The organism is Pseudomonas sp. LB3P93 (assembly GCF_054898025.1).
This window is the reverse complement of sequence record NZ_CM142713.1, coordinates 1,956,953-1,980,968: the sequence shown is the minus strand read 5'-3', so window position 1 is coordinate 1,980,968 and position 24,016 is coordinate 1,956,953. Positions and strand designations below refer to the sequence as shown.

Here is a 24,016-nt window from a genome sequence, read left to right as displayed (position 1 = left end):
GGATGATTTTTTACAGCTAAAGAAAAAGGCGCCACACCAGAGCGTCGACCTTAGAAAAATAACGTGGAACACCTACTTTTTGGGAGCAACCGAATGAAACGTACGTGCACTAGCCTGATGCTGGCGGGATCGTTACTGGCCGGGGGCCAGGCAATGGCCGGCGACTTGCTGCAATGGCAGAACAACAGCCTGACTTACTTGTATGGCAAGGACTTCCAGGTCAACCCGCGCATTCAGCAGACGGTGACCTTCGAACACGCCGATGGCTGGAAATACGGCGACAACTTCTTCTTCATCGACAAGATCTTCTACAACGGCAAGGAAGACGCCTTCGCCGGTGAGAACACCTACTACGGCGAATTCAGCCCGCGCTTGTCGTTCAACAAGATCTTCGACCAAAAATTCGAATTCGGCCCGGTCAAAGACGTACTGCTGGCAATGACGTATGAGTTCGGTGAAAACGATACCGAGTCCTACCTGATCGGTCCCGGTTTCGACCTGGCAATTCCTGGTTTCGACTACTTCCAGCTGAACTTCTACAACCGTCACACCGAAGGCGACCGTCCGGGTGACGATATCTGGCAGATCACCCCGGTCTGGTCCTACACCATTCCCGTTGGCGATTCGAACATCCTGATCGACGGTTTCATGGACTGGGTGGTCGACAACGACGTCAACAAGAAAGGCGAATATCACGCCAACCTGCACTTCAATCCGCAGGTCAAATACGACCTGGGCAAGGCACTGAACCTGGGCGAAAAGCAGTTGTACGTCGGCGTCGAGTACGATTACTGGAAAAACAAGTACGGCATCGAAGACAGCCAGGGTTTCAAGACTGATCAGAGCGTGACCAGCTTCCTGGTCAAGGTTCACTTCTGATCCGGCGGCGTCTGTAAGGACGCCATCGCTAGCAGGCTAGCTCCCACAGTTGATCCGAGCGACACTGAAGATCCACTGTGGGAGCTAGCCTGCTAGCGATAGCAACACCGCCGATCTCAGGCCGAAACCACCGGCTCCGACAACCCAAGAAACCGGCACAACTCCCCGCGCTTGGCCAACGCATCCCGCCGCCCCAGATCAATCAACTCGCTGCAATACCCCGCCTCGAACAGCAGATAACTCAGCACCCCCGCCCCGCTCGTCTTGGTCGCCCCCGGCCCGCGCAGAAACAGGCGTAACGCCGCCGGCAATTCCTGCCGGTGCCGCGCCGCAATCTCATCGATCGGCTGACTTGGCGAAATCACCAACACCTCCACCGGCGCCACGCCCAACGCGCGCGCCGGCGTGCCATCGGGCAGTAAGTGACTGAACTGATTCAGACGTTGCAACAACTCGATGTCACTTTCCAGGCTGTCAATGAACGTACTGTTGAGCATGTGTCCGCCGATCTGCGCCAGCGTCGGCTGCTGACCGGTGTAGGCGCGTTGCAGCGGCTGTTCCGGATCGACCCCTCGCGGGTTGCCGCTGACGCCCACCACCAGCACTCGGCTGGCGCCCAGGTGCAGGGCCGGGCTGATCGGTGCTGATTGGCGCACCGCGCCGTCGCCGAAATACTCTTCGCCGATTTTCACCGGTGCGAACAACAGTGGAATCGCTGAACTGGCCAGCAAGTGATCGACGGTCAATTGCGTAGGGACGCCGATCCGCCGATGGCGCAACCAGGCATCGATGGTGCCGCCACCCTGGTAGAACGTGACCGCTTGCCCAGACTCGTAACCGAACGCCGTGACCGCCACCGCCTGCAACTGCTTCTGGGCGATGGCTTCGGCGATGCCGTTCATGTGCAGTTTGTCGTTGAGCAAACCGCGCAGCGGCGAACTGTTGAGCAAGGCCACCGGAACCTGTGCCCCGATGCCCAGCAAACTGTGGCTGACAAAACGGCTGGCCTGGCTGATCACGCCAGGCCAGTCGCTGCGCAACACCAGATGACTGCGAAAGCCCTGCCAGAACGCAGTCAGGCGCTCGATCGCGCCTCGAAAGTCCATCGCCCCACTGGCGAGGCTGACCGCGTTGATCGCCCCGGCCGAGGTGCCGACGATCACCGGAAACGGATTTGCCGCGCCCAGCGGCAGCAACTCGGCAATCGCCGCCAGCACGCCTACCTGATATGCCGCCCGAGCCCCGCCGCCGGAAAGAATCAACCCTGTAACCGGTTCAGCAGGACTCATCGCAACACTCCATGGTGCTTAAAAGGGATCAGGGGCTCAGCCGCGTTTTTTGTACAACTTCGGCTCGCCCGGTGGACGGCTCTTGAAGCGCCGATGGGCCCAGAGGTATTGCTCCGGGCACTCGCGCAGGGCGCCTTCGACCCACTGATTGATCCGCAGGCAATCAGCCTCTTCGGTCTCACCCGGGAAACCTTCGAGCGGCGGGTGAATCATCAACCGATAGCCGCTGCCGTCCGCCAGACGCTCCTGGGTGAACGGCACCACCAGCGCCTTGCCCAGCCGGGCAAACTTGCTGGTGGCCGTGACCGTCGCAGCTTGAATCCCGAACAGCGGCACAAAAATACTTTGCTTGGCGCCGTAGTCCTGATCCGGTGCGTACCAGATCGCACGACCGGCCCGCAGCAGTTTGAGCATGCCGCGCACGTCGTCGCGTTCCACGGCCAGCGAATCGAGGTTGTGCCGCTCGCGGCCTCGGCGCTGGATGTAGTCGAATAAAGGATTCTTGTGTTCGCGGTACATGCCGTCGATGGTGTGCTGCTGCCCCAACAGCGCCGCGCCGATTTCCAGCGTGGTGAAATGCACCGCCATCAGGATCACGCCCTTGCCTTCGCGCTGGGCTTTTTTCAGATGTTCCAGCCCTTCGACATGGGCCAGCTTCGCCAGACGCTGACGCGACCACCACCAGCTCATGGCCATTTCAAAGAATGCGATGCCGGTAGACGCGAAGTTTTCCTTGAGCAGGTGCTTGCGCTCGGCAGCGGTTTTTTCAGGGAAACACAGCTCAAGATTGCGCTTGGCAATGCGCCGTCGGTCGCCGGCCAGCCGATACATCAGTGAACCGAGCAGGCGACCGATAAACAGCAACACCGGATACGGCAACTGAACAATCAGCCACAACAGCCCCAAGCCACACCACAGCGGCCAGAAACGCGGCATAAGAAATGTTTTTCGAAAACGCGGGCGATCCATTAAAGGTTCCGGAAAGACAATGGCCGCGCATTCTACATCGTTCGACCCGGCTTGCGGCTTGCGGGCGTTCTCGTTATAAGTCTCGGCACTTTTAGTGACAAGCCGTTGTATGCCGACCATGAGCCAAATCGAACCGCAAGACCACGATCCCGTGTTCCAGTTGAAGGGCAGCATGCTCGCCATTACCGTGCTGGAGCTGGCCCGCAACGACCTCGAGAGCCTTGATCGGCAACTGGCCGCCAAGGTTGCCCAGGCGCCTAATTTCTTTAGCAACGCGCCGCTGGTGCTGGCCCTGGACAAACTCCCGGCCAGTGAAGGCGCCGTTGATCTGCCGGGCCTGATGCGCGTGTGCCGCCAGCATGGCCTGCGCACCCTGGCGATCCGTGCCAGCCGCATCGAAGACATCGCCGCCGCCATTGCGGTCGATTTGCCGGTGCTGCCGCCGTCTGGCGCCCGTGAGCGGCCTCTGGACCCGCTCGAAGGCGCCGTCAAGAAAAAGCCGGAAAAGCCGCCTGAGCCGACCATCAAACCGACAAAAATCATCACGTCGCCAGTACGGGGTGGCCAGCAGATTTATGCCCAGGGTTGCGATCTGGTGGTGATCTCGTCGGTCAGCCCGGGTGCGGAACTTCTCGCCGATGGGAACATCCATGTATACGGCCCGATGCGTGGTCGCGTGTTGGCCGGGGTCAAAGGCGACACGAAAGCCAGGATTTTCTGTCAGCAAATGAGCGCTGAACTGGTCTCCATCGCCGGTCACTACAAGGTTTCCGAGGATTTGCGTCGTGACCCTTTGTGGGGCGCGGGCGTGCAAGTCAGCCTGTCAGGCGACGTGTTGAACATCATTCGGCTTTAACGGATACTGCCGCATTTTCCAAGCATCTCTAAAACGTAGCGAAAACGGCTCAAACGAAGTAGGAAAAAGGCCAAACGCAGTGTTTATCGCTGTTCTGGACCGGATTCCAGCCAAGGCTGTCCGACTGCAGTAGTTTTACAAGAGATGTTTTTCAGGGGCTAAAAGTCCTTTTTCCTTAGGGGTGAAACACCTTGGCCAAGATTCTAGTGGTTACATCCGGCAAGGGTGGTGTGGGTAAGACCACCACCAGCGCCGCTATCGGTACCGGCCTCGCACTGCGTGGTCACAAAACAGTTATCGTCGACTTCGACGTCGGTTTGCGTAACCTCGACCTGATCATGGGTTGCGAGCGTCGCGTGGTGTATGACTTCGTCAACGTGGTCAACGGCGAAGCCAACCTGCAACAAGCCCTGATCAAAGACAAACGCCTGGAAAATCTCTACGTCCTGGCCGCCAGTCAGACCCGCGATAAAGACGCGCTGACGGTGGAAGGCGTGGAAAAAGTCCTGATGGCGTTGAAAGAAGACTTCGAATACGTGGTCTGCGACTCCCCGGCCGGCATCGAGAAAGGCGCCCACCTGGCCATGTATTTCGCTGATGAAGCGATTATCGTGACCAACCCGGAAGTGTCCTCGGTACGTGACTCGGACCGCATGCTGGGCCTGCTGGCCAGCAAATCGCGCCGCGCTGAAAAAGGCGAAGAAGCGATCAAGGAACACCTGCTGCTGACCCGCTACAACCCGCAACGCGTCAGCGATGGCGAGATGCTGGGCGTCGAAGACGTCAAGGAAATCCTGGCTGTCGCCCTGCTGGGTGTCATTCCGGAATCCCAAGCGGTACTCAAGGCTTCCAACTCGGGCGTGCCCGTGATTCTCGACGACCAGAGCGACGCCGGTCAGGCGTACAGCGATGCGGTCGATCGTCTGCTGGGCAAAACCGTGGAACATCGTTTTCTCGATGTGACGAAGAAAGGCTTCTTCGAGCGCCTGTTTGGAGGTAGATAATGAATCTTTTTGACTTCTTTCGTGCCAGCAAAAAGGTCAGCACCGCGTCGGTAGCGAAAGAGCGTCTACAGATCATCGTGGCGCATGAACGCGGCCAGCGCAGTACGCCGGATTACTTGCCAGCCTTGCAGAAGGAACTGGTGGAAGTGATCCGCAAGTACGTCAATATCGGGTCCGACGACGTGCACGTAGCGCTGGAAAACCAGGGCAGCTGCTCGATTCTGGAACTCAATATCACCCTGCCGGATCGCTAGTCGATCCAGCGGGAGCCACGGCGGCTCAGGGCCCTTCTGTCACTGGAAGGGGCCTGAGCCGCCGTTGGCGTTTGTTACGAGGCTGTTTTAATGCCGTTGTCCAACATCCGCATCATCCATCAGGACGCCGCCGTACTGGTGGTGGATAAACCGACCCTGTTGCTCTCTGTGCCTGGCCGGGCCGATGACAACAAGGATTGCCTGATCACCCGCCTGCAAGAAAACGGCTACCCGGAAGCACGAATCGTCCATCGCCTGGATTGGGAAACGTCCGGCATCATCCTGTTGGCCCGTGACCCGGACACTCATCGCGAGTTGTCTCGGCAGTTTCACGACCGCGAAACAGAAAAAGCCTACACCGCCCTGTGCTGGGGACAACCGGAACTGGACAGCGGCAGTATCGACCTACCCTTGCGCTACGATCCGCCGACCAAGCCACGCCATGTCGTGGACCACGAGTTCGGCAAACACGCCCTGACCTTCTGGCGCGTGCTGGAACGTTGTGGCGACTGGTGCCGCGTCGAACTGACGCCGATCACCGGCCGCTCCCACCAGTTGCGCGTGCACATGCTTTCGATCGGCCACCCGCTGTTGGGTGACGGGCTCTACGCCCACGAACAGGCCCTGGCCGCCTGGCCGCGCTTGTGCCTGCACGCCAGCATGCTCAGCTTCACCCATCCGCAAACCGGTGAACGCTTGCGCTTCGAATGCCCGGCACCGTTTTAAGCACTGCCTGACACGCAGTCGCCTGCTTTAGCAAAAGGATACCCATCCCGATGAGTTGTACCGAATTCCTGGCAACACCCGTCAAGAAAACCCGACACCAATTGCTTTACCTGATCTATGGCAACCAGGACGTTTACCGGCGCGAAGCCAAGTTCAGTATTTTGACCGCGCTGTCCCATGCGAAGAACGGCAAGCTCCCGAGCATTCGAATCCTCACGGATCGTCCTCAGGACTACGCCGACTGGCCGGTCGAGACGGTCACGCTGACTCAGGAAACCCTGACCCTGTGGCAAGGCGAAAACGGCTATCACCATCGCCGCAAGGCCTGCGCGATTGCCGCCGGTCTCACGCTTGCGGAAAAAACCCTGTTCGTCGATACCGACACGCTGTTCACCAGCGACCCGAACCTGATCTTCAAACAGATTCAGCCGCAGCACTACTTGATGGATCGCTTCGAGTACGACTGGCAGGACGTATGTGAACGCCCCGAGTATGTGAAACTCGGCGGTTGCCTGCGCGCTCACGGCATCTCCGCAGACAACGGTTTCAAGCTGTACAACAGCGGCTTGTGTGGCGTGACCGATCGCGACACCGCCCTGTTCGAAGAGTCGATCAAATTCATCGACGAATGGACCCGGGACGGCTTCGATATCCACACCATCGAGCAGATCGCCCTGTCGTTCGCGATGCGTGACAAACCGGTTCATGAAGCGAAAAAATACATCTATCACTACTTCGCGGAAAAACGCTTCTTCCACGCGATGCAGGCGTATTTCTTCTCTCAGCATGGCGAGCAGTTCAGCCAAGCGTTAGTGGAACTGTGCCGGGACGTGCCGCGCGTCAAACCCGTCCCTTCGGCCTGGCAGCGGCTGAAAATCAAATGGAAGCTGCGCAACCAGAGTGGCGCCCTGCGAAAGGTCGGCCGCGATCTGCTTTACGGCAGCGCAGCGCCTGATCACCCGTACTACACGGCCTGCCGACACGAATGGTGGGAATGTGCCTCGCGGGAGATTCTTCGTTGGGACCAGTCTCGTCAGAAAAAGCTGCTGGAGACTCATCAGAACGCCTGGCCCCGGCAGCTGCCCAAGCCTGAAAAGCCTGAAGATGAGCAGATCATCATGAAGTACCTGAAAAAGAGGGTAGCGGCTGCCAGATGACGTGACCGGTTCACGTCATGCCCAAAGGCTCCAGCCAATACGTTAAACTTCCGCCCATTGCTGTCTGGAGCTTCTTATGCGCGAAGAGTTGAACCAAGGCCTGATCGACTTCCTCAAGGCCTCCCCTACCCCGTTCCATGCCACTGCCAGCCTTGTCCAACGTCTGGAAGCGGCCGGCTTTGTACGCCTTGACGAGCGCGAGCCCTGGACCACCGAAGCCAACGGTCGTTACTACGTCACCCGTAACGACTCGTCCATCGTCGCGATCAAGATGGGGCGTCATTCGCCGTTGCATGGCGGTATTCGCCTGGTCGGCGCCCACACCGACAGCCCGTGCCTGCGGGTCAAACCCCAGCCGGAACTGCAGCGCCAGGGTTTCTGGCAACTGGGCGTCGAAGTCTACGGCGGTGCGCTGCTGGCGCCGTGGTTTGACCGCGATTTGTCCTTGGCCGGCCGCGTGACGTTCCGCCGCGACGGCAAGGTCGAGAGCCAGTTGATCGACTTCAAGGCGCCGATCGCCACCATCCCGAACCTGGCGATCCACCTCAATCGTGAAGCCAACATGGGTTGGGCCATCAACGCCCAGACCGAACTGCCGCCGATCCTCGCGCAATTTGCCGGTGACGAGCGCGTGGACTTCCGCGCCGTGCTCACCAATCAGCTTGCGCTCGAGCATGGCTTGAATGCCGACGTGGTGCTCGATTACGAGCTGAGCTTCTACGACACCCAAAGCGCTGCCGTTATCGGCCTGAATGGCGACTTCATCGCCGGTGCGCGTCTGGACAACTTGCTGTCGTGCTATGCCGGCCTGCAAGCCTTGCTGACCGCTGAATCCGACGAAACCTGCGTGCTGGTCTGCAACGACCACGAAGAAGTCGGTTCCTGCTCGGCTTGCGGAGCCGATGGCCCGATGCTTGAGCAAACCTTGCGTCGTCTGCTGCCTGAAGGTGACGAGTTCGTGCGCACCATTCAGAAATCCTTGCTGGTCTCGGCCGACAACGCCCACGGCGTGCATCCCAACTATGCGGAAAAGCACGACGCCAACCATGGTCCGAAACTCAACGCCGGCCCGGTGATCAAGGTCAACAGCAACCAGCGCTACGCCACCAACAGCGAAACCGCCGGGTTCTTCCGCCATCTGTGCATGGCTGAAGAAGTACCGGTGCAAAGCTTCGTGGTGCGCAGCGACATGGGCTGCGGCTCGACCATCGGCCCGATCACCGCCAGCCACCTGGGCGTGCGCACCGTGGACATCGGCCTGCCGACGTTCGCCATGCACTCGATCCGGGAACTGTGCGGCAGCCATGACCTGGCCCACCTGGTCAAAGTGCTGAGCGCGTTCTACGCCTGCCAGGAATTGCCGTAATTTCGCGCAAATGAATGGCTGGAATGCTCCTGTGGCGAGGGAGCTTGCTCCCGCTCGGCTGCGCAGCAGTCGTAAACCCAGCGAGTGCGGTCTGACTGATGGATCGCGATAACCCGGTTTGGGGCTGCTTCGCAGCCCAGCGGGAGCAAGCTCCCTCGCCACAATGTTCGCGCTGCATTCATGATTTATCTCTGACCCACATCACCACCGGTCGCCCAAAAGCCACCTAGACTTAATCCATACCCTTCGACAAGGCAGTCGCCCATGATCTCGATGTCTGCATTTCACGCCATGCTGATCCCCATTCTTGCCGGGATGATCCTGCTGGCAATCGGCTTCAATTTCCGCGACAAAAACGCCGGCGTGTTCGCCATGTGGATCGGCATGCTGACGATCCTCGCCACCGTGGTGTTCAAGATCCTCGCCAAACTCAACGAATAAATCCGCCCCCTTGGCTCGCATTGATTTTGACGGGCTCGTACACTCGGCCGATCTGCTCATCCCAAGGTTGACCGCCTAGTGTTCGCTCGTCTTTTCGCCCTGCCGTGTCTCTTCCTAGTCTGCCTGATGACGCTGCTGCCGATGGCGCCTGCCCAGGCGGTCGGTTTGCCGGGCTTGCTCAACAGCTCGGCAAAACAGCCAGAGGCGCAAGAACCTTTGGGTCAATCGCTGGACGAAGTCATCAAGTCGCTGGAGAACGATCAGCAGCGCACCAAATTGCTGGCGGACCTGAAGAAGCTGCGCGATGTCACCAAAAAGGCTCAGCCGACCGCGGAACAAGGCGTACTTGGACTGATCGGCGGCACGCTGGCCAACTTCGAAAAACAGTTCTCCGGGGCCGGCAGTCCGCTCACGCGCTGGTCCGAAGAGTTTGGACTGGCTCAGGACGAACTCGTGGCGCTGATGCTGCCGGCCAACGAGTGGCTGCCGATCATCTTTGCCTTCGCCATGATTCTGATGGTTTGGAGTCTGTTGGCCGCTGCGCTGATCTGGGTCGGTCACCGGGTGCGCATGCGTTTCGGCCTGACCGAAGAACTGCCGCAACACCCCAAGGCCCTCGACATGTTGCGCTTCGCCCTGCGCAAACTCGGGCCGTGGCTGATTGCCTTGGTCATTACGGTCTACATGAGCTACGCCCTGCCCTCGTCACTGGGTAAAAGCCTGGCCATGGTGCTGGCCTATGCGTTGGTGGTCGGCACCTGTTTCTCGGCGATCTGCGTGATCGCGTTTTCCCTGCTCGACGGCCCGCATCGCCACCGCGCCTTGTACATCCTGCGGCATCAAGCCTTTCGGCCGTTGTGGCTGATCGGCAGTTTCGCCGCGTTCGGTGAAGCACTGAGTGATCCGCGCCTGGTCGCCAGCCTCGGCAGTCACCTCGCGCACACCGCCGCCACCGTCGCCAACGTGCTGGCCGCGCTGTCCACCGGGTTGTTCATCCTGCGCTTCCGCCGGCCGATCGCTCACCTGATCCGCAACCAGCCGCTGTCCCGACGCCTGACGCGCCGCGCACTCAGCGACACCATAGAGATTCTCGGCACCTTCTGGTACGTGCCGGCCTTGGTGTTGGTGGCCATCTCGCTGTTCGCCACGTTTGTCTCGGCCGGCGACACCAGCACCGCACTGCGCCAGGCGCTGATCTGTACCGTGTTGCTGGTGCTGTGCATGGTCATCAACGGCTTGGTGCGCCGACATGCGCTGAAACCGCAACGGGGTGTGAAGCGTCATGCGCTGTATTCGGAACGCCTGAAAAGCTTCTTCTACACCCTCGCCCATCTGTTGGTGTGGCTGTTCTTCATCGAACTGGGCCTGCGTGTCTGGGGCATGTCGCTGATCGCGTTCACCGAAGGCGAAGGCCACGAAGTCAGCGTCAAACTGTTCAGCCTCGCCGGTACGCTGATTTTTGCCTGGCTGATCTGGATCCTCAGCGACACTGCCGTGCATCACGCCCTCACCCGTTCGCGCAAAGGCCTGGCCAACGCCCGTGCACAGACCATGATGCCGTTGATCCGCAACGTGCTGTTCGTGGCGATTTTCATCATTGCGCTGATTGTCGCGCTGGCGAACATGGGCATGAACGTCACGCCACTGCTGGCCGGTGCCGGTGTGATCGGCCTGGCCATCGGTTTCGGTGCGCAGTCGCTGGTCGCGGACTTGATCACCGGCCTGTTCATCATCATCGAAGACTCCCTGGCCATCGACGACTACGTGGACGTCGGCGGCCACCTGGGCACCGTTGAAGGCCTGACCATCCGCACCGTGCGCCTGCGGGACATCGACGGCATCGTGCATACCATTCCGTTCAGCGAAATCAAAAGCATCAAGAACTACTCCCGGGAATTCGGCTACGCGATCTTCCGGGTGGCAGTGCCCGCCAGCATGGACATCGACGAGGCGATCAAATTGATGCGCGAAGTCGGGCAGAAGATGCGTACCGACCCGCTGCAACGGCGCAATATCTGGTCGCCACTGGAGATCCAGGGCGTCGAAAGCTTCGAGTCCGGCAACGCGGTTCTGCGTGCCCGGTTCAAGACTGCGCCGATCAAGCAGTGGGAAGTTTCACGGGCATTCAACTTGTCGCTGAAGCGGCATCTGGATGAGGCGGGGATGGATCTGGCGACACCGCGGATGAGTGTGCAGGTGATTACGGCCGGTGGCGGCCCTCAGAAGGATGTGTCTGCAACTTGATTAATAGGGTGGCTGTCCGGGCCCCATCGCGAGCAGGCTCACTCCCACATTTGAAATGCATTCCAATGTGGGAGTGAGCCTGCTCGCGATGGGGTCGACACGGTCGTGCAGATGACCAGCCCAGTCAAACCACATCCACCCCGACATGAATCGCATCATGCCGCCAAAACTCCAGATCACAATCGATCAACCGCTCATGCTGATCGTAATTGACCCGGGCAATCCGCAACCCCGGGCTCCCCACCGATACCCGTAATGCCGCCGCCGCGTCCACCGACAAGGCCGTCGGCACGATCTCGAAACGCACCCGACCGTAGTGCAAATCGTAATGCCGGGCGTACAGCTCGGTGATCGACTGATTCAGATCGAACTCCAGAATCCCCGGAAAATATTGCGGATTCAGGTAGTGCTCCACGTACAACACCAGCCGCTCGTCAATGCGCCGCGCCCGGCAAATCTGGATCACGCTGGACAACGCCGGCAACTGCAACCACGCGCATACCGCTGCCGACGCCGGTTGCAACCGCGCCGATATCACCTCGGTAGACGGCGCTCGCCCCTGCGCACTGACCATGGCGTGAAAGTGACTGCGTTGCATCAGGTTGTAAGCCAGACGCGGTGGCGAGACGAACCAGCCACGACGCTCCTCCCGATAAATCTGCCCTTGGGCTTCCAGCTGCAACAATGCTTCACGCACGGTAATCCGCGTGGTACCGAACAACTCACTGAGCTTGCGCTCAGCCGGCAGTTTGCTCCCGGGCGCCAACAGGCCATGGTCGAGCTGTTCTTGCAGAACCTGCCCGATGGCTGTCACCGCTTTGGTGGTCTCGATGCGCATCAACGTTACCTATCTGGACTAGACCAGCACTGTTTCGGGGCAGAACCGTGATTCAAACCGGCTCCATCAACTCCCTGCAAGCCTAGGCACTGCTTGTGACTGGCAGATGACAAAGTTGCCGAACGGTTGCGCCTGACACCTGCAAAATCACAGCCAAGTCCTTTCGTATCAGCCTTTTAGGCATGGTCTACGCTTACCCGGAAGCCTGAGCATTACCGTGTAAAAAATATAGGCCTACCGATCGTCGACATCAAAATGTCATCAGCGGCGCCTAAATTGGCTCAGGTATTGCTGACCTAGACCAACACAACCGCAATCGCAGCGTTGAAAACGCCCAAAGGAGCTTCGGATGAAAAAGCTTTTCCTGGCATCACTGTTAGGCTCGACCATTGCCATGTGCACCGCCGCCATGGCCGCTGATGATTTGAAAACCCTGGAAGCCGCTGCGAAAGCGGAAGGCGCGGTCAATAGCGTCGGCATGCCCGATGACTGGGCCAACTGGAAAGGCACCTGGGAAGACCTGGCCAAGACGTACGGCCTGAAACACATCGACACCGACATGAGCTCGGCGCAGGAAATCGCCAAGTTCGCCGCCGAGAAAGACAACGCCAGCGCCGACATCGGCGACGTCGGCGCAGCCTTCGGCCCGATCGCGGTCAAGCAAGGCGTGGTGCAACCCTACAAGCCAAGCACCTGGGACCAAATCCCGGACTGGGCCAAGGACAAGGACGGCAACTGGGCGCTGGCGTACACCGGCACCATCGCGTTCATCGTCAACAAAAAGCTGTTGCACGGCTCCGAAGCCCCGACCAAATGGGCTGATCTGAAAACCGGTAAATACAAAGTTTCCATCGGTGACGTCAGCACCGCCGCCCAGGCCGCCAACGGTGTACTGGCCGCGGCACTGGCCAACGGTGGCGACGAGAAGAACCTGCAACCAGCGCTGTTGCTGTTCGCAGATATCGCCAAGCAGGGTCGCCTGTCCATGGCCAACCCGACCATCGCCACGATGGAAAAGGGTGAAATCGAAGTCGGCGTGGTCTGGGACTTCAACGGCCTGAGCTACAAAGCCAAGATGGCCAACCCGGATGACTACGTGGTGCTGATCCCCTCCGATGGCTCGGTGATTTCCGGCTACACCACCATCATCAACAAATACGCGAAGAACCCGAACGCCGCCAAGCTGACCCGCGAATACATCTTCAGCGATGCCGGTCAGATCAACCTGGCGAAAGGCAATGCCCGTCCGATCCGTGCCGAACACATCAAGCTGCCGGCTGACGTCCAGGCCAAGCTGCTGCCGAACGAGCAGTACAAAAAGGTCACGCCGATCAAAGACGCGGATGCGTGGGAAAAGACTTCCAAGGCTTTGCCGCAGAAGTGGAACGAAGAAGTCCTCGTCGAAATGAAGTAATCCTGCAAATCCCCACATTGGAGATCCACTGGAGATCCAATGTGGGAGCGAGCCTGCTCGCGATAGCGGACTTACATTCAGCAAATATGTTGACTGACACGCCGCCATCGCGAGCAGGCTCGCCCCCACAGGGGGATTGGTTGCGTACCTGAATCATCTGTTTCGCGGAGTTCTGCCCCTATGAAGCACAACGTCATCCTTGTCGTGCTCGACGGCCTCAATTACGAGGTCGCGCGCCACGCAATGGGGCACCTGCAGGCTTACGTTGGCGCAGGACGCGCGGCGCTCTACAAACTGGAGTGCGAACTGCCGGCCCTGTCCCGACCGCTTTACGAATGCATCCTCACCGGCGTTCCGCCCATCGAGAGCGGCATCGTCCACAACAACGTTTCGCGCCTGTCCAACCAGCGCAGCATTTATCACTACGCCAGGGATGCCGGCCTGACGACTGCCGCCGCGGCTTATCACTGGGTCAGCGAGTTGTATAACCGCTCGCCGTTCGTGGCCGCCCGGGACCGTCACACTGCCGACCCCAAACTGCCTATCCAGCACGGTCACTTCTACTGGAACGATCACTACCCGGATTCACACCTGTTCGCCGACGCCGAAAACCTGCGCCTGCGCCACGCGCCAAACTTTCTGTTGATCCACCCCATGAACATCGACGACGCCGGGCACAAGCACGGCCTCGACACCCCGCAATACCGCAACAGCGCCCGCTCGGCAGACATTACCCTCGCCGATTACCTGCAAGGCTGGCTCGACGCCGGCTACCAGGTGCTGGTAACCGCCGACCACGGCATGAACAACGACCGCTCCCACAACGGCCTGCTGCCGGAAGAACGCGAAGTACCGCTGTTCGTCCTCGGCGATGCCTTCAGTTTTAACGCCGACGCCGCACCGAAACAGACTGAAATCTGCGGCACTGTCTGCGAACTGCTGGGCGTGGCCCACGACAAACCTGTCTGCCAGGAGCTGCTCAAGTGAACTCCGTTACCCGTGGTAAATGGCTGGCAGCGTTGTGCCTGGTGCCTTTCGCCCTGTTCTTTATCGTGTTCGAGATCGCCCCGCTAGTGTGGGTGATGATCAACAGCCTGCAATCGGAAGAGTTCGGCTGGGGCGTGGCCAACTTCACCAAGATCTTCAATTCGAAGTTCTATTTGCAGGCGATCCAGTACAGCCTTGAGATCAGTTTCTGGTCCAGCGTATTCGGCATCATCATCGCAGTGCTCGGCGCCTATTCCCTGCGTCGGGTCGACTCGAAACTGCGTAACTTCGTGAACGCTTTCGCCAACATGACCAGCAACTTCGCCGGTGTGCCCCTGGCCTTTGCGTTCATCATTCTGCTGGGCTTCAACGGCAGCTTCACCATCATGCTCAAGCAGGCCGGGATCATTCAGGACTTCAACCTGTACTCGAAAACCGGGCTGATCATTCTGTACACCTACTTCCAGATTCCATTGGGCGTGCTGCTGCTCTACCCGGCTTTCGATGCCTTGCGCGAAGACTGGCGTGAGTCTGCCCAATTGCTCGGCGCCAACGGCTGGCAGTTCTGGCGCTACATCGGCTTGCCGGTGCTGACGCCTGCGCTGCTCGGTACCTTCGTGATCTTGCTGGCCAACGCCCTTGGCGCCTACGCCACGGTCTACGCGCTGACCACCGGCAACTTCAACGTGCTGCCGATCCGCATCGCGGCGATGGTCTCCGGCGACATATCCCTTGATCCGAACCTCGCCAGTGCCCTGGCCGTGGTGCTCGTGGCGTTGATGACCCTGGTGACCATCGTGCATCAGCTGCTGTTGAAGAGGAGCTACCATGTCTCGCGCTGAACTGGGCCCCGTCGGTGTCTATCACCGGGTGGTGGTGTATTTGCTGTTTGCCATTCTGTTGCTACCGCTGGCCGGGACGTTGATTTACTCGATCTCCAGCAGTTGGTCGGCGACCATTCTGCCCAGCGGCTTTACCTTCAAGTGGTACATCCAGCTGTGGAGCGATCCGCGCTTTCTGCATGCCTTCGGGCAGTCGCTGCTGGTGTGCGTCGGCGCGTTGATTCTGTCGGTGGTGCTGATTCTGCCGCTGCTGTTCGTGGTGCATTACCACTTCCCCAAACTTGATGCGCTGATGAACATCCTGATCCTGCTGCCCTTCGCGGTGCCGCCGGTGGTGTCGTCGGTGGGGCTGTTGCAGCTCTATGGTTCCGGGCCGTTTGCGATGGTCGGGACGCCGTGGATTCTGATCGGCTGCTACTTCACCATTGCGCTGCCGTTCATGTACCGGGCGATCACCAACAACCTGCAAGCGATCAACCTGCGGGACCTGATGGACGCTGCGCAATTGCTCGGTGCCAGCACCTGGCAAGCGGCGTTCCTGGTGGTGCTGCCGAACCTGCGCAAGGGTTTGATGGTGGCGTTGCTGCTGTCGTTCTCGTTCCTGTTCGGTGAATTCGTGTTCGCCAACATCCTGGTCGGGACTCGCTACGAAACCCTGCAGGTCTACCTCAACAACATGCGTAACAGCAGCGGCCACTTCACCAGTGCGCTGGTGATCTCCTACTTCTTCTTTGTGCTGGTTCTGACCTGGGCGGCCAATATCTTGAACAAGGACAAAAGCGAATGAGCTATGTCAGCGTCCAACATCTTCAAAAGAATTACTCGGGCACGACCGTGTTCAGCGACATCAACTGCGAAATCCAGAAGGGCGAATTCGTCACCCTGCTCGGCCCGTCCGGTTGCGGCAAGTCCACGCTGTTGCGTTGCATCGCCGGCCTGACCTCGGTGGATGGCGGCAAGATTCTGCTTGATGGCGTCGACATCGTGCCATTGAGCCCTCAGAAACGCGGGATCGGCATGGTCTTCCAGAGCTACGCGCTGTTCCCGAACATGACCGTGGAGCAGAACATCGCCTTCGGTCTGCGCATGCAGAAGGTCAACGCCGACGACAGCCACAAGCGCGTCGCCGAAGTGTTGAAACTGGTGGAGTTGAACGACTTCGCCGCGCGTTATCCGCATCAACTGTCGGGCGGCCAGTGCCAACGCGTGGCCCTCGCTCGCTCACTGGTCACGCGGCCACGGCTGCTGTTGCTGGATGAACCGCTGTCGGCCCTCGATGCGCGGATTCGCAAGCACTTGCGCGAACAGATCCGGCAGATCCAGCGCGAACTCGGCTTGACCACGATCTTCGTCACACACGATCAGGAAGAAGCGCTGACCATGTCTGACCGGATTTTCCTGATGAATCAGGGAAAGATCGTACAGAGTGGCGACGCCGAAACCCTCTACACCGCGCCTGTGGATGTGTTTGCCGCAGGTTTCATCGGCAACTACAACCTGCTGGACGCCGACAGCGCCTCGAAACTGCTGCAGCGGCCGATCAACCACCGCATTGCGATTCGCCCGGAAGCCATCGAACTGAGCCTCAATGGCGAGCTCGACGCGCAAGTGCGCAGCCACAGCTTGCTGGGCAACGTGATTCGTTATCGGGTCGAAGCCCGGGGCGTGGAATTGGTGGTGGATGTGCTGAACCGCTCGGCGGCCGATCTGCATCCCGATGGTCAGCGCCTGGCACTTTCCATCGATCCGACGGCCCTGTGTGAGGTAGCCTGATGCCTTTGTTGATGTCGAAGAGAGAACTGCACTGATGGCCCTGGCAATTTTTGATCTGGACGAAACCCTGATCCACGGCGACTGCGCCACCCTCTGGAGCGAGCAAATGGGCCGCCTGGGCTGGGTCGATCCCGAGTCGTTCATGCGACAGAACAACGAACTGATGGACGCCTACAGCCACGGCAAACTGCGGATGGAGGACTACATGACCTTCAGCCTGGAGCCGATGATCGGGCGCACACCCGAAGAGGTCGACCATTTGGTGGGGCCGTGGGTGGAAGACTTTATCGAGCCGATCATCTTCAGTGACGCGACCAAAGCCATCGCGGCCCACCGCAAGGCCGGTGACCGGATTCTGGTGATTTCGGCGTCGGGCACGCACCTGGTGAGGCCGATTGCCGATCGTTTGGGCATCGACGAAATTCTCGGCATCGAGCTGGAAGTGTTGCATGGGGTTTATAGCGGCCACACCGTTGGCACCCTGACCTACCGCGAAGGCAAGATTACTCGCTTGCTGGAGTGGCTGGATGCGGAAGAAGAAAACCTGGAAGGTGCGAGTTTCTATTCCGACTCACGCAACGATTTACCGCTGCTGTTGAAGGTGGATTTCCCACACGTGGTGAACCCGGATCCGGTGCTGCTTGAGCACGCCGAAAAGGCCGGCTGGCCGATCCATCTCTGGAAATAACCCATTCCCCTGTAGGAGTGAGCCTGCTCGCGATGAACGATAACGCGGTTTACCTGACACACCGCGTCGCCTGAATCGCGAGCAGGCTCGCTCCCACAAGGGCTGTGTTTAGCCGCGGATCAAGTCAGGCTTGGGTCGATCACCAAGACCAACTTCCCCGCCACCTTATTACTCGCCAGCTCGGCAAACGCCGCTTCGGCGTCCTTGATCGGGAATGTCTTCGCCAACTGCGGACTCAACCGCCCCTCGGCAAACAACGGCCACACATGCTGGCTCAAATCACTGAACAAATCCGCCTTGAACTGCTCATCGCGACTGCGCAAGGTCGAACCCAACAGTTGCACGCGCTTGGTCAGGATTTGCGCCAGATCCAGCTTCGCTTCACGACCGCCCATCAAACCAATCAGCACCCAACGACCATCCTGAGCCAGCATTTTCAGATTCAGCGCGGCGTAGTTGCCACCGACCGGATCGAGAATCACATCGAACGGCCCCAGGTCACGCAGACTGTCCAGGTCGCCAGTGCGTACAACACCACCCTGCGCACCCAACGTTTCGCAATAAGCCAGACGCTCGGCGGAGCCGACGCTGACCCAGCACGGGTTGCCAAAGGCCTTGCACAGCTGAATGGCAGCTGAACCGATTCCACTTGCTCCGGCGTGCAGAAGAACTTTCTCACCCGGTTTGAGCGCAGCCAGTTGAAACAAATTCAGCCAAACGGTCGCATACACTTCCGGCAACGCCGCGGCCTCGGCCAGGGACAAACCTTCGGGGACGGGGAGCACGTGCCGTCCGTCGACAACTACCTCCTCGGCCATCCCGCCCCCGGCCAGCAAGGCGCAGACCCGATCGCCGACCTGCCAGGACGAGCCCGGCCCAACTTCGCTGATCACCCCCGAACACTCAAGACCCAGTACCTGACTGGCTCCCGGCGGTGGCGGATAAAGGCCTGCTTTCTGTAACAAATCGGCGCGATTGAGGCCCGCTGCCGCCACTCGAATACGAACTTGTCCTACATCGCATGTAGGACTGGGCTCTTCAACCCACTCCACTTGACCTTCCACGCCTTGCAATGCCTTCACAGTGCCTCCATAGTGAGTCTGGACTGAGCCCGTAGCTGTAGCGCCGGGCTTTCTTGCATTATGCGACCGGCCCCTGTGGAACCGGCGACTTCAAAGACGGCCTAATATGCGTGATCAATTGTCCCCGCGTCGAATCAGCATGAAGCATTTTTTCCCCAGCACCGCCCTAGCCCTATTCATTGGTATCGGCCTGTTGCCGATGTCGAGCAATGCATTCGCAGCCAATAGCTGGGACAAGCTTCAGCCTGATCGTGACGAAGTGATCGCCAGCCTGAACGTCGTCGAATTGCTAAAGCGTCATCACTACAGCAAGCCGCCGCTCGATGACGCACGCTCGGTGATCATCTATGACAGCTACCTCAAGCTGCTGGATCCGTCGCGCAGCTACTTCATGGCCAGCGACATCGCCGAATTCGACAAGTGGAAGACCCAGTTCGACGACTTCCTCAAAAGCGGCGACCTGAACGCCGGGTTCACCATCTACAAGCGCTATCTGGACCGCGTCAAAGCGCGTCTGGACTTTGCCCTTGCCGAGCTGAACAAGGGCGTCGATAAAATCGACTTCAACGCCAAGGAATCCTTGCTGATCGATCGCAAGGACGCCCCTTGGCTCAAGTCCACCGCCGAACTCGACGACCTGTGGCGCAAACGCGTCAAGGACGAAGTCTTGCGGCAGAAGATTGCGGGCAAGGATTCCAAGCAGATTCAGGAAACCCTGACCAAGCGCTACAAGAACCAGTTGGCGCGCCTGGACCAGACCCGTGCGGAAGATATCTTCCAGGCGTACATCAACACCTTCGCCATGTCCTACGACCCGCACACCAACTATCTGTCGCCGGATAACGCGGAAAACTTCGACATCAACATGAGCCTGTCCCTCGAAGGCATCGGCGCCGTGTTGCAGAGCGATAACGACCAGGTGAAAATCGTGCGCCTGGTGCCTGCCGGCCCGGCCGACAAGACCAAACTGGTTGCACCGGCCGACAAGATCATCGGCGTTGCCCAAGGCAACAAAGAGATGGTCGACGTGGTCGGCTGGCGTCTGGACGAAGTGGTCAAGCTGATCCGTGGTCCGAAAGGCACCGTGGTGCGCCTGGAAGTGATTCCGGCCAGCAATGCGCCGAACGACCAGACCTCCAAGATCGTGCCGATCACCCGTGAAGCGGTGAAGCTTGAAGACCAGGCGGTGAAGAAGTCGGTCCTCAACCTGAAACAGGATGGCAAAGACTACAAACTGGGCGTCATCGAGATCCCGGCCTTCTACCTCGACTTCAAGGCTTTCCGTGCCGGTGATCCGGACTACAAGAGCACCACTCGCGACGTCAAGAAACTGCTGACCGAGTTGCAGAAAGAGAAAGTCGACGGCGTGGTCATCGACCTACGTAACAACGGCGGCGGTTCCTTGCAGGAAGCCACCGAGCTGACCAGCCTGTTCATTGACAAAGGTCCGACCGTGCTGGTGCGTAACGCCGACGGCCGGGTCGACGTGCTGGAAGATGAAAACCCGGGCGCGTTCTACAAAGGCCCGATGGCGTTGCTGGTCAACCGCTTATCCGCCTCGGCTTCGGAAATTTTTGCCGGCGCCATGCAGGACTACCACCGCGCGCTGATCATCGGCGGCCAGACCTTCGGCAAAGGCACCGTGCAGACCATTCAGCCGCTGAACCATGGCGAACTGAAACTGACCCTGGCCAAGTTCTACCGGGTTTCCGGCCAGAGCACCCAGCATCAGGGCGTACTGCCGGACATCGATTACCCGTCGATCATCGACACCAAGGAAATCGGCGAAAGCGCCCTGCCGGAAGCCATGCCGTGGGACACCATCCGCGCGGCCATCAAGCCGGCGGTCGACCCGTTCAAACCGTACATCGCGCAGCTTAAATCCGAGCATGACGTGCGATCGGCCAAAGACGCAGAGTTCGTGTTCATCCGCGACAAGCTGGCCCTGGCGCAGAAACTGATGGCGGAAAAAACCGTCAGCCTCAATGAAGCTGATCGTCGTGCGCAACACGCCGATATTGAATCCAAGCAACTGGTCATGGAAAACCTCCGTCGCAAGGCCAAGGGCGAAGAGCCGCTCAAAGAGCTGAAGAAAGAAGACGAAGACGCGATCGCGGCCGAGCCGGACAAGACCAAACCAGAAGACGATGCCTATTTGAGCGAGACCGGGCGGATTCTGCTGGACTACTTGAAACTCAACACCGCGGTAGCCAAGCACTAAGCGGTTACAAGCAAGATGATGGCAATTTAATGCTGACGCTCTCCGGAGCGTCATCATACAGTCATCATTCTGTCGTGAAATACAGGACTGGGAGCCCTCTGGACAAGAGTGTGCTCCCAGTCCTTTTTTTATCGCCAGAGATTGCCATGACCACGACAGAACAGCTGAGTGCCTTGAGTTCCATACTGGCTCAAAGCGGTTTGCACAGCCTGTTCCAGCCGATCATCTCCCTCTCCGAGCGACGCATTGTCGGCTACGAAGCCCTGACCCGCGGCCCCTCGAACAGTCCGCTGCACTCCCCCATCGCGCTGTTCGCGGTTGCCCGCCAGGCCGGTCGCTTGAACGAGCTGGAGATTGCCTGCCGTGAAAGTGCTTGCCGACGTTTCAATGAACAGCAGCTGCCCGGCAAGCTGTTTCTTAACGTCTCTCCAGAATCCCTGCTGGAAGCCGCTCACCAACCGGGGCGGACCCTGCAATTGCTGCAGGACTTCGGCATACCACCGAGCCAGGTGGTGATCGAACTCACCGAACAGACTCCGACCGACGATTTCCAGTTACTGCAGAACGCCCTGCATCACTATCGGGCGATGGGGTTTTCCATTGCGCTGGATGATCTGGGCGCGGGTTATTCGAGTTTGCGGTTGTGGTCCGAACTGCGTCCGGACTACGTGAAGATTGACCGGCACTTTATCGACGGCATTCATCAGGACGCGCTCAAGCGTGAGTTTGTCGGTTCGATCCTGCAAATCGCCAAGGCCTCACGGGCGCAGGTGATCGCCGAAGGTATCGAACTGCCCGAAGAGCTTGCGGTGCTGACCGAGATGGGCGTCGACCTGGTGCAAGGCTATTTGCTGTGTCGGCCTCAAGAGCATCCACCTCGCGATGCTCGAGCCTTGATGCCCAAGCACGACAGCACGGCCGTGGCGCTGAATGACGAAGGCAGCGACCTCAGCGCCTTGCTCAACGACCAACCGGCCGTGCACCGGGACACACAGACAGCCACGGTGCTGGAAGCCTTCCGCCGCCAGGCCAACCTGAACTCACTGGCGGTGCTCGACGAGCAAGGCCATCCTTGCGGCATCGTCCATCGGCATTCGCTCTCGGACGCACTGCTCAAGCCCTTTGCCACCGACCTGTTTGCCCGTAAGCCCATCAGCCGATTGATGAACGACGACTTCCTCGCCGTGGAGATGAGCCAGTCACTGCAACAGGTCAGTCGCTTGATCACCAGTCGCGCGCGGCAGCGCATCGAGGAAGATTTCATCATCACCCTCAACGGCGGTTATCTGGGATTGGGCCGAGTGATCGATGTGCTCAAGCTGATTACCGAACTGAAAATCCAGCAGGCCCGGTACGCCAACCCGCTGACCCTGTTGCCGGGCAACGTGCCCATCCAGCAATGCCTGACGCGGCTGCTGCAACAGGAACGGGAATCGGTGATCTGCTACGTCGACATCGACAGCTTCAAACCCTTCAACGACATCTACGGCTACGGCCGTGGGGACGAAGTCCTGCTGTGCCTGGCGCAATGCCTGAACGATCGCGTCGACCCGTCCCGCGACTTCGTCGGCCATATCGGCGGTGATGACTTCCTGCTGGTGCTGGGCCCGGAAGACTGGCGCAAACGTTTGAACCAGCTGCTGGACGACTTCCAGAGCCAATGCCGACGCTTCTACCGCAGCGAACACCTGGAAGCCGGCTGCTTTATCGCGCCGAATCGCCAGGGCGTGCGCCAGGAATTTCCGTTGCTGTCATTGTCGATTGGGGTAGTGCATTTGCACCCACAGGCCTGTGGACACCTCGATGCGAGCCAGTTGGCGGAAATGGCGTCGCAGGCCAAACATCACGCGAAGAACGTGCCGGGGTATAGCGTGCATGTGATTGATAGTCTGGTGGTGCCGGTGGCTGAAGAAGCCTTGATTGCCGGGCATCGCTAATCCTGCTTTTGTGGCGAGGGAGCTTGCTCCCTCGCCACAAATCAGCGCTAGACGCTACTCCGTCGCCTGCGCCCCTAGTCGCCGCCCAACCACATCCAGCACATCACACCCATCGCGCAACGGAATCGCACAGAGCAAAGCGAAGTCGCTGAGAATCATGGAATCGCACTCAATCGAACCGCGCATGGAGAGGTTCTCCAGCACCTGGGTAACCGCCCGGATTCGGTAGCGGGCAGCGTCGGTCAAAATATCTAGCGGCGCATGGGTGTCGACGAACAAGGTGGGCATGTCGCTGCAGTTGCTGGTGAGCGCCATGAAGCGGTTTTTGGGATGGGAAACCGGTTTTTCGTAGGGCGGATCAGGATGAAGTGTTGGCATTTGAGACCTTCCGATGAAAATGGGGGCTGCCAAAAAGCCTTCCTACAGGCTTGGGTGGCAGCTATACGCGGGGTAGGAATACCGAGCATCGGAGACTCGACCACGCCGAAGCGTGCCCGCGCACAGCCGCCGCAACAGATCTTACGGACGCATATAGACGGCCGCAAATCAGGTTTCGACGCTAACGCAATACCGATGCTGAAAGGGTTCCTACACCCCACCACTGAGTTTTCAGTGACCATCAAAGGCTATCGGGTGAACTCAGTTCGCACCAGTTCATGGAAATCGATACGTTTTGAAGGAAACTTCCGACGACCTTGCCCAGAAATTTCACATTCTTTTTGCCATCATGGATGGCCAAGTCGACTAACCAATCTGTCAGCTATATGGCGTAACCAAAGCTCGCCTGATTTCCATGCATGCCAGTAGCAGTAATAACAGCTCAACTCTTTCAGCAAGTAATCTCGTAACACAGATTCCTCTGTCCGCTGGCTAAGCAAAATGTTGAGTTCATGCTGCACAGCTAATAGATCCTCAGGATCGGAGTCAGCTAAAAAAGCATCAATCACCTGTTCAGCTGTGTCATGTTCGACTGTCCAATCCTGATGAAAATAGGCCCCAAAAAAATCGTGTAACTCAGGAAACTCTCTGCTCATATCTCTAAAAAAAAT

23 protein-coding genes are annotated in these 24,016 nt (G+C 59.0%); 17 read left to right on the top strand and 6 right to left on the bottom strand.

Annotated elements, in window-relative coordinates; translation table 11 throughout:
- The first annotated feature begins 93 nt into the window (after positions 1–93).
- Positions 94–879 (top strand): outer membrane protein OmpK, encoded by a 786-nt coding sequence (locus tag ACYZT8_RS08855; protein ID WP_461980387.1) that lies wholly within the window; start codon positions 94–96, stop codon positions 877–879.
- A 116-nt stretch (positions 880–995) separates the two neighbouring features.
- Here the strand turns inward: ACYZT8_RS08855 and ACYZT8_RS08850 are convergent, their stop codons facing one another.
- Positions 996–2,168 (bottom strand): patatin-like phospholipase family protein, encoded by a 1,173-nt coding sequence (locus ACYZT8_RS08850; RefSeq protein ID WP_461980385.1) that lies wholly within the window; start codon positions 2,166–2,168, stop codon positions 996–998.
- Positions 2,169–2,204: 36 nt separating this feature from the next.
- Positions 2,205–3,137: a lipid A biosynthesis lauroyl acyltransferase gene (locus ACYZT8_RS08845; RefSeq protein ID WP_461980383.1), complete on the bottom strand. Its 933-nt coding sequence runs from the start codon at positions 3,135–3,137 to the stop codon at positions 2,205–2,207.
- A gap of 118 nt (positions 3,138–3,255) precedes the next feature.
- Between ACYZT8_RS08845 and minC the strand changes: the two genes are divergently transcribed.
- From minC to ACYZT8_RS08805, 8 genes are all read left to right on the top strand, one after another.
- A complete protein-coding gene (gene minC / locus ACYZT8_RS08840; RefSeq protein WP_461980381.1) occupies positions 3,256–3,993 on the top strand; it encodes a septum site-determining protein MinC in 738 nt (245 codons plus the stop codon).
- A 191-nt stretch (positions 3,994–4,184) separates the two neighbouring features.
- Entirely contained in the window at positions 4,185–4,997 is an 813-nt protein-coding gene (gene minD / locus ACYZT8_RS08835) for a septum site-determining protein MinD (protein WP_131062423.1), read from the top strand.
- Positions 4,997–5,251: a cell division topological specificity factor MinE gene (minE, locus tag ACYZT8_RS08830; protein ID WP_007898843.1), complete on the top strand. Its 255-nt coding sequence runs from the start codon at positions 4,997–4,999 to the stop codon at positions 5,249–5,251. Before minD ends, minE begins: the two co-directional genes overlap by 1 nt.
- 90 nt (positions 5,252–5,341) lie before the next feature.
- Positions 5,342–5,977 (top strand): RluA family pseudouridine synthase, encoded by a 636-nt coding sequence (locus tag ACYZT8_RS08825; protein ID WP_030131660.1) that lies wholly within the window; start codon positions 5,342–5,344, stop codon positions 5,975–5,977.
- Positions 5,978–6,027: 50 nt separating this feature from the next.
- Positions 6,028–7,134: a hypothetical protein gene (locus ACYZT8_RS08820; RefSeq protein ID WP_461980379.1), complete on the top strand. Its 1,107-nt coding sequence runs from the start codon at positions 6,028–6,030 to the stop codon at positions 7,132–7,134.
- Positions 7,135–7,210: 76 nt separating this feature from the next.
- Positions 7,211–8,500 (top strand): M18 family aminopeptidase, encoded by a 1,290-nt coding sequence (locus ACYZT8_RS08815; RefSeq protein WP_461980377.1) that lies wholly within the window; start codon positions 7,211–7,213, stop codon positions 8,498–8,500.
- 264 nt (positions 8,501–8,764) lie between these two features.
- Positions 8,765–8,941, top strand: a complete 177-nt coding sequence (locus tag ACYZT8_RS08810; protein ID WP_165557498.1) for a hypothetical protein — start codon at positions 8,765–8,767, stop codon at positions 8,939–8,941.
- 78 nt (positions 8,942–9,019) lie between these two features.
- Positions 9,020–11,185 (top strand): mechanosensitive ion channel family protein, encoded by a 2,166-nt coding sequence (locus tag ACYZT8_RS08805; protein ID WP_461980375.1) that lies wholly within the window; start codon positions 9,020–9,022, stop codon positions 11,183–11,185.
- Positions 11,186–11,309: 124 nt separating this feature from the next.
- Here ACYZT8_RS08805 and ACYZT8_RS08800 read toward each other — a convergent pair whose 3' ends face one another.
- Positions 11,310–12,023 (bottom strand): UTRA domain-containing protein, encoded by a 714-nt coding sequence (locus tag ACYZT8_RS08800; protein ID WP_461980373.1) that lies wholly within the window; start codon positions 12,021–12,023, stop codon positions 11,310–11,312.
- 349 nt (positions 12,024–12,372) lie between these two features.
- Between ACYZT8_RS08800 and ACYZT8_RS08795 the strand changes: the two genes are divergently transcribed.
- The 6 genes from ACYZT8_RS08795 (at position 12,373) to ACYZT8_RS08770 (ending at position 17,727) form a co-directional block, all read left to right on the top strand.
- A complete protein-coding gene (locus ACYZT8_RS08795; protein ID WP_461957903.1) occupies positions 12,373–13,437 on the top strand; it encodes an ABC transporter substrate-binding protein in 1,065 nt (354 codons plus the stop codon).
- A 180-nt stretch (positions 13,438–13,617) separates the two neighbouring features.
- Entirely contained in the window at positions 13,618–14,424 is an 807-nt protein-coding gene (locus tag ACYZT8_RS08790) for an alkaline phosphatase family protein (RefSeq protein WP_461980371.1), read from the top strand.
- On the top strand, positions 14,421–15,266 hold the full coding sequence (locus ACYZT8_RS08785; protein ID WP_461980369.1) for an ABC transporter permease: 846 nt from the start codon (positions 14,421–14,423) through the stop codon (positions 15,264–15,266). Before ACYZT8_RS08790 ends, ACYZT8_RS08785 begins: the two co-directional genes overlap by 4 nt.
- Entirely contained in the window at positions 15,253–16,053 is an 801-nt protein-coding gene (locus ACYZT8_RS08780) for an ABC transporter permease (RefSeq protein WP_461980367.1), read from the top strand. Before ACYZT8_RS08785 ends, ACYZT8_RS08780 begins: the two co-directional genes overlap by 14 nt.
- On the top strand, positions 16,050–17,039 hold the full coding sequence (locus ACYZT8_RS08775; protein ID WP_461980365.1) for an ABC transporter ATP-binding protein: 990 nt from the start codon (positions 16,050–16,052) through the stop codon (positions 17,037–17,039). Before ACYZT8_RS08780 ends, ACYZT8_RS08775 begins: the two co-directional genes overlap by 4 nt.
- A 34-nt stretch (positions 17,040–17,073) precedes the next feature.
- Positions 17,074–17,727 carry an HAD family hydrolase gene (locus tag ACYZT8_RS08770; RefSeq protein ID WP_438660735.1) on the top strand — a complete coding sequence of 218 codons (654 nt, stop codon included), beginning with the start codon at positions 17,074–17,076 and terminating at the stop codon, positions 17,725–17,727.
- Between the two features lie 119 nt (positions 17,728–17,846).
- Here the strand turns inward: ACYZT8_RS08770 and ACYZT8_RS08765 are convergent, their stop codons facing one another.
- Positions 17,847–18,809, bottom strand: coding sequence for a zinc-binding dehydrogenase (locus ACYZT8_RS08765; RefSeq protein WP_461980363.1), 963 nt, complete (start codon positions 18,807–18,809; stop codon positions 17,847–17,849).
- Between the two features lie 139 nt (positions 18,810–18,948).
- On the opposite strand from ACYZT8_RS08765, the gene ACYZT8_RS08760 reads away from it, so the two are divergent.
- Both ACYZT8_RS08760 and ACYZT8_RS08755 read left to right on the top strand, forming a co-directional pair.
- A complete protein-coding gene (locus tag ACYZT8_RS08760; RefSeq protein ID WP_461980361.1) occupies positions 18,949–21,030 on the top strand; it encodes a carboxy terminal-processing peptidase in 2,082 nt (693 codons plus the stop codon).
- A gap of 146 nt (positions 21,031–21,176) precedes the next feature.
- Complete coding sequence (locus tag ACYZT8_RS08755; RefSeq protein ID WP_461980359.1) at positions 21,177–22,967, top strand: bifunctional diguanylate cyclase/phosphodiesterase; 1,791 nt, start codon at positions 21,177–21,179, stop codon at positions 22,965–22,967.
- Positions 22,968–23,021: 54 nt separating this feature from the next.
- Here the strand turns inward: ACYZT8_RS08755 and ACYZT8_RS08750 are convergent, their stop codons facing one another.
- Together ACYZT8_RS08750 and ACYZT8_RS08745 are read right to left on the bottom strand one after the other, a co-directional pair.
- On the bottom strand, positions 23,022–23,345 hold the full coding sequence (locus tag ACYZT8_RS08750) for a hypothetical protein (protein WP_461980357.1): 324 nt from the start codon (positions 23,343–23,345) through the stop codon (positions 23,022–23,024).
- A 347-nt stretch (positions 23,346–23,692) separates the two neighbouring features.
- Entirely contained in the window at positions 23,693–24,001 is a 309-nt protein-coding gene (locus ACYZT8_RS08745) for a contact-dependent growth inhibition system immunity protein (protein ID WP_461980355.1), read from the bottom strand.
- Positions 24,002–24,016: the final 15 nt, after the last annotated feature.

Excerpts from the sequence above, each read along its gene's own strand:
- ACYZT8_RS08780 (WP_461980367.1), top strand. The coding sequence starts at position 15,253 with ATGTCTCGCGCTGAACTGGGCCCCGTCGGTGTCTATCACCGGGTGGTG.
- ACYZT8_RS08855 (WP_461980387.1), top strand. The coding sequence starts at position 94 with ATGAAACGTACGTGCACTAGCCTGATGCTGGCGGGATCGTTACTGGCC.
- ACYZT8_RS08770 (WP_438660735.1), top strand. The coding sequence starts at position 17,074 with ATGGCCCTGGCAATTTTTGATCTGGACGAAACCCTGATCCACGGCGAC.
- ACYZT8_RS08775 (WP_461980365.1), top strand. The coding sequence starts at position 16,050 with ATGAGCTATGTCAGCGTCCAACATCTTCAAAAGAATTACTCGGGCACG.
- ACYZT8_RS08825 (WP_030131660.1), top strand. The coding sequence starts at position 5,342 with ATGCCGTTGTCCAACATCCGCATCATCCATCAGGACGCCGCCGTACTG.
- ACYZT8_RS08755 (WP_461980359.1), top strand. The coding sequence starts at position 21,177 with ATGACCACGACAGAACAGCTGAGTGCCTTGAGTTCCATACTGGCTCAA.
- ACYZT8_RS08810 (WP_165557498.1), top strand. The coding sequence starts at position 8,765 with ATGATCTCGATGTCTGCATTTCACGCCATGCTGATCCCCATTCTTGCC.
- ACYZT8_RS08750 (WP_461980357.1), bottom strand. The coding sequence starts at position 23,345 with ATGCCAACACTTCATCCTGATCCGCCCTACGAAAAACCGGTTTCCCAT.
- ACYZT8_RS08820 (WP_461980379.1), top strand. The coding sequence starts at position 6,028 with ATGAGTTGTACCGAATTCCTGGCAACACCCGTCAAGAAAACCCGACAC.
- ACYZT8_RS08795 (WP_461957903.1), top strand. The coding sequence starts at position 12,373 with ATGAAAAAGCTTTTCCTGGCATCACTGTTAGGCTCGACCATTGCCATG.
- ACYZT8_RS08800 (WP_461980373.1), bottom strand. The coding sequence starts at position 12,023 with ATGCGCATCGAGACCACCAAAGCGGTGACAGCCATCGGGCAGGTTCTG.
- ACYZT8_RS08760 (WP_461980361.1), top strand. The coding sequence starts at position 18,949 with ATGAAGCATTTTTTCCCCAGCACCGCCCTAGCCCTATTCATTGGTATC.
- ACYZT8_RS08815 (WP_461980377.1), top strand. The coding sequence starts at position 7,211 with ATGCGCGAAGAGTTGAACCAAGGCCTGATCGACTTCCTCAAGGCCTCC.
- minE (WP_007898843.1), top strand. The coding sequence starts at position 4,997 with ATGAATCTTTTTGACTTCTTTCGTGCCAGCAAAAAGGTCAGCACCGCG.
- minC (WP_461980381.1), top strand. The coding sequence starts at position 3,256 with ATGAGCCAAATCGAACCGCAAGACCACGATCCCGTGTTCCAGTTGAAG.
- ACYZT8_RS08845 (WP_461980383.1), bottom strand. The coding sequence starts at position 3,137 with ATGGATCGCCCGCGTTTTCGAAAAACATTTCTTATGCCGCGTTTCTGG.
- ACYZT8_RS08790 (WP_461980371.1), top strand. The coding sequence starts at position 13,618 with ATGAAGCACAACGTCATCCTTGTCGTGCTCGACGGCCTCAATTACGAG.
- ACYZT8_RS08850 (WP_461980385.1), bottom strand. The coding sequence starts at position 2,168 with ATGAGTCCTGCTGAACCGGTTACAGGGTTGATTCTTTCCGGCGGCGGG.
- ACYZT8_RS08745 (WP_461980355.1), bottom strand. The coding sequence starts at position 24,001 with ATGAGCAGAGAGTTTCCTGAGTTACACGATTTTTTTGGGGCCTATTTT.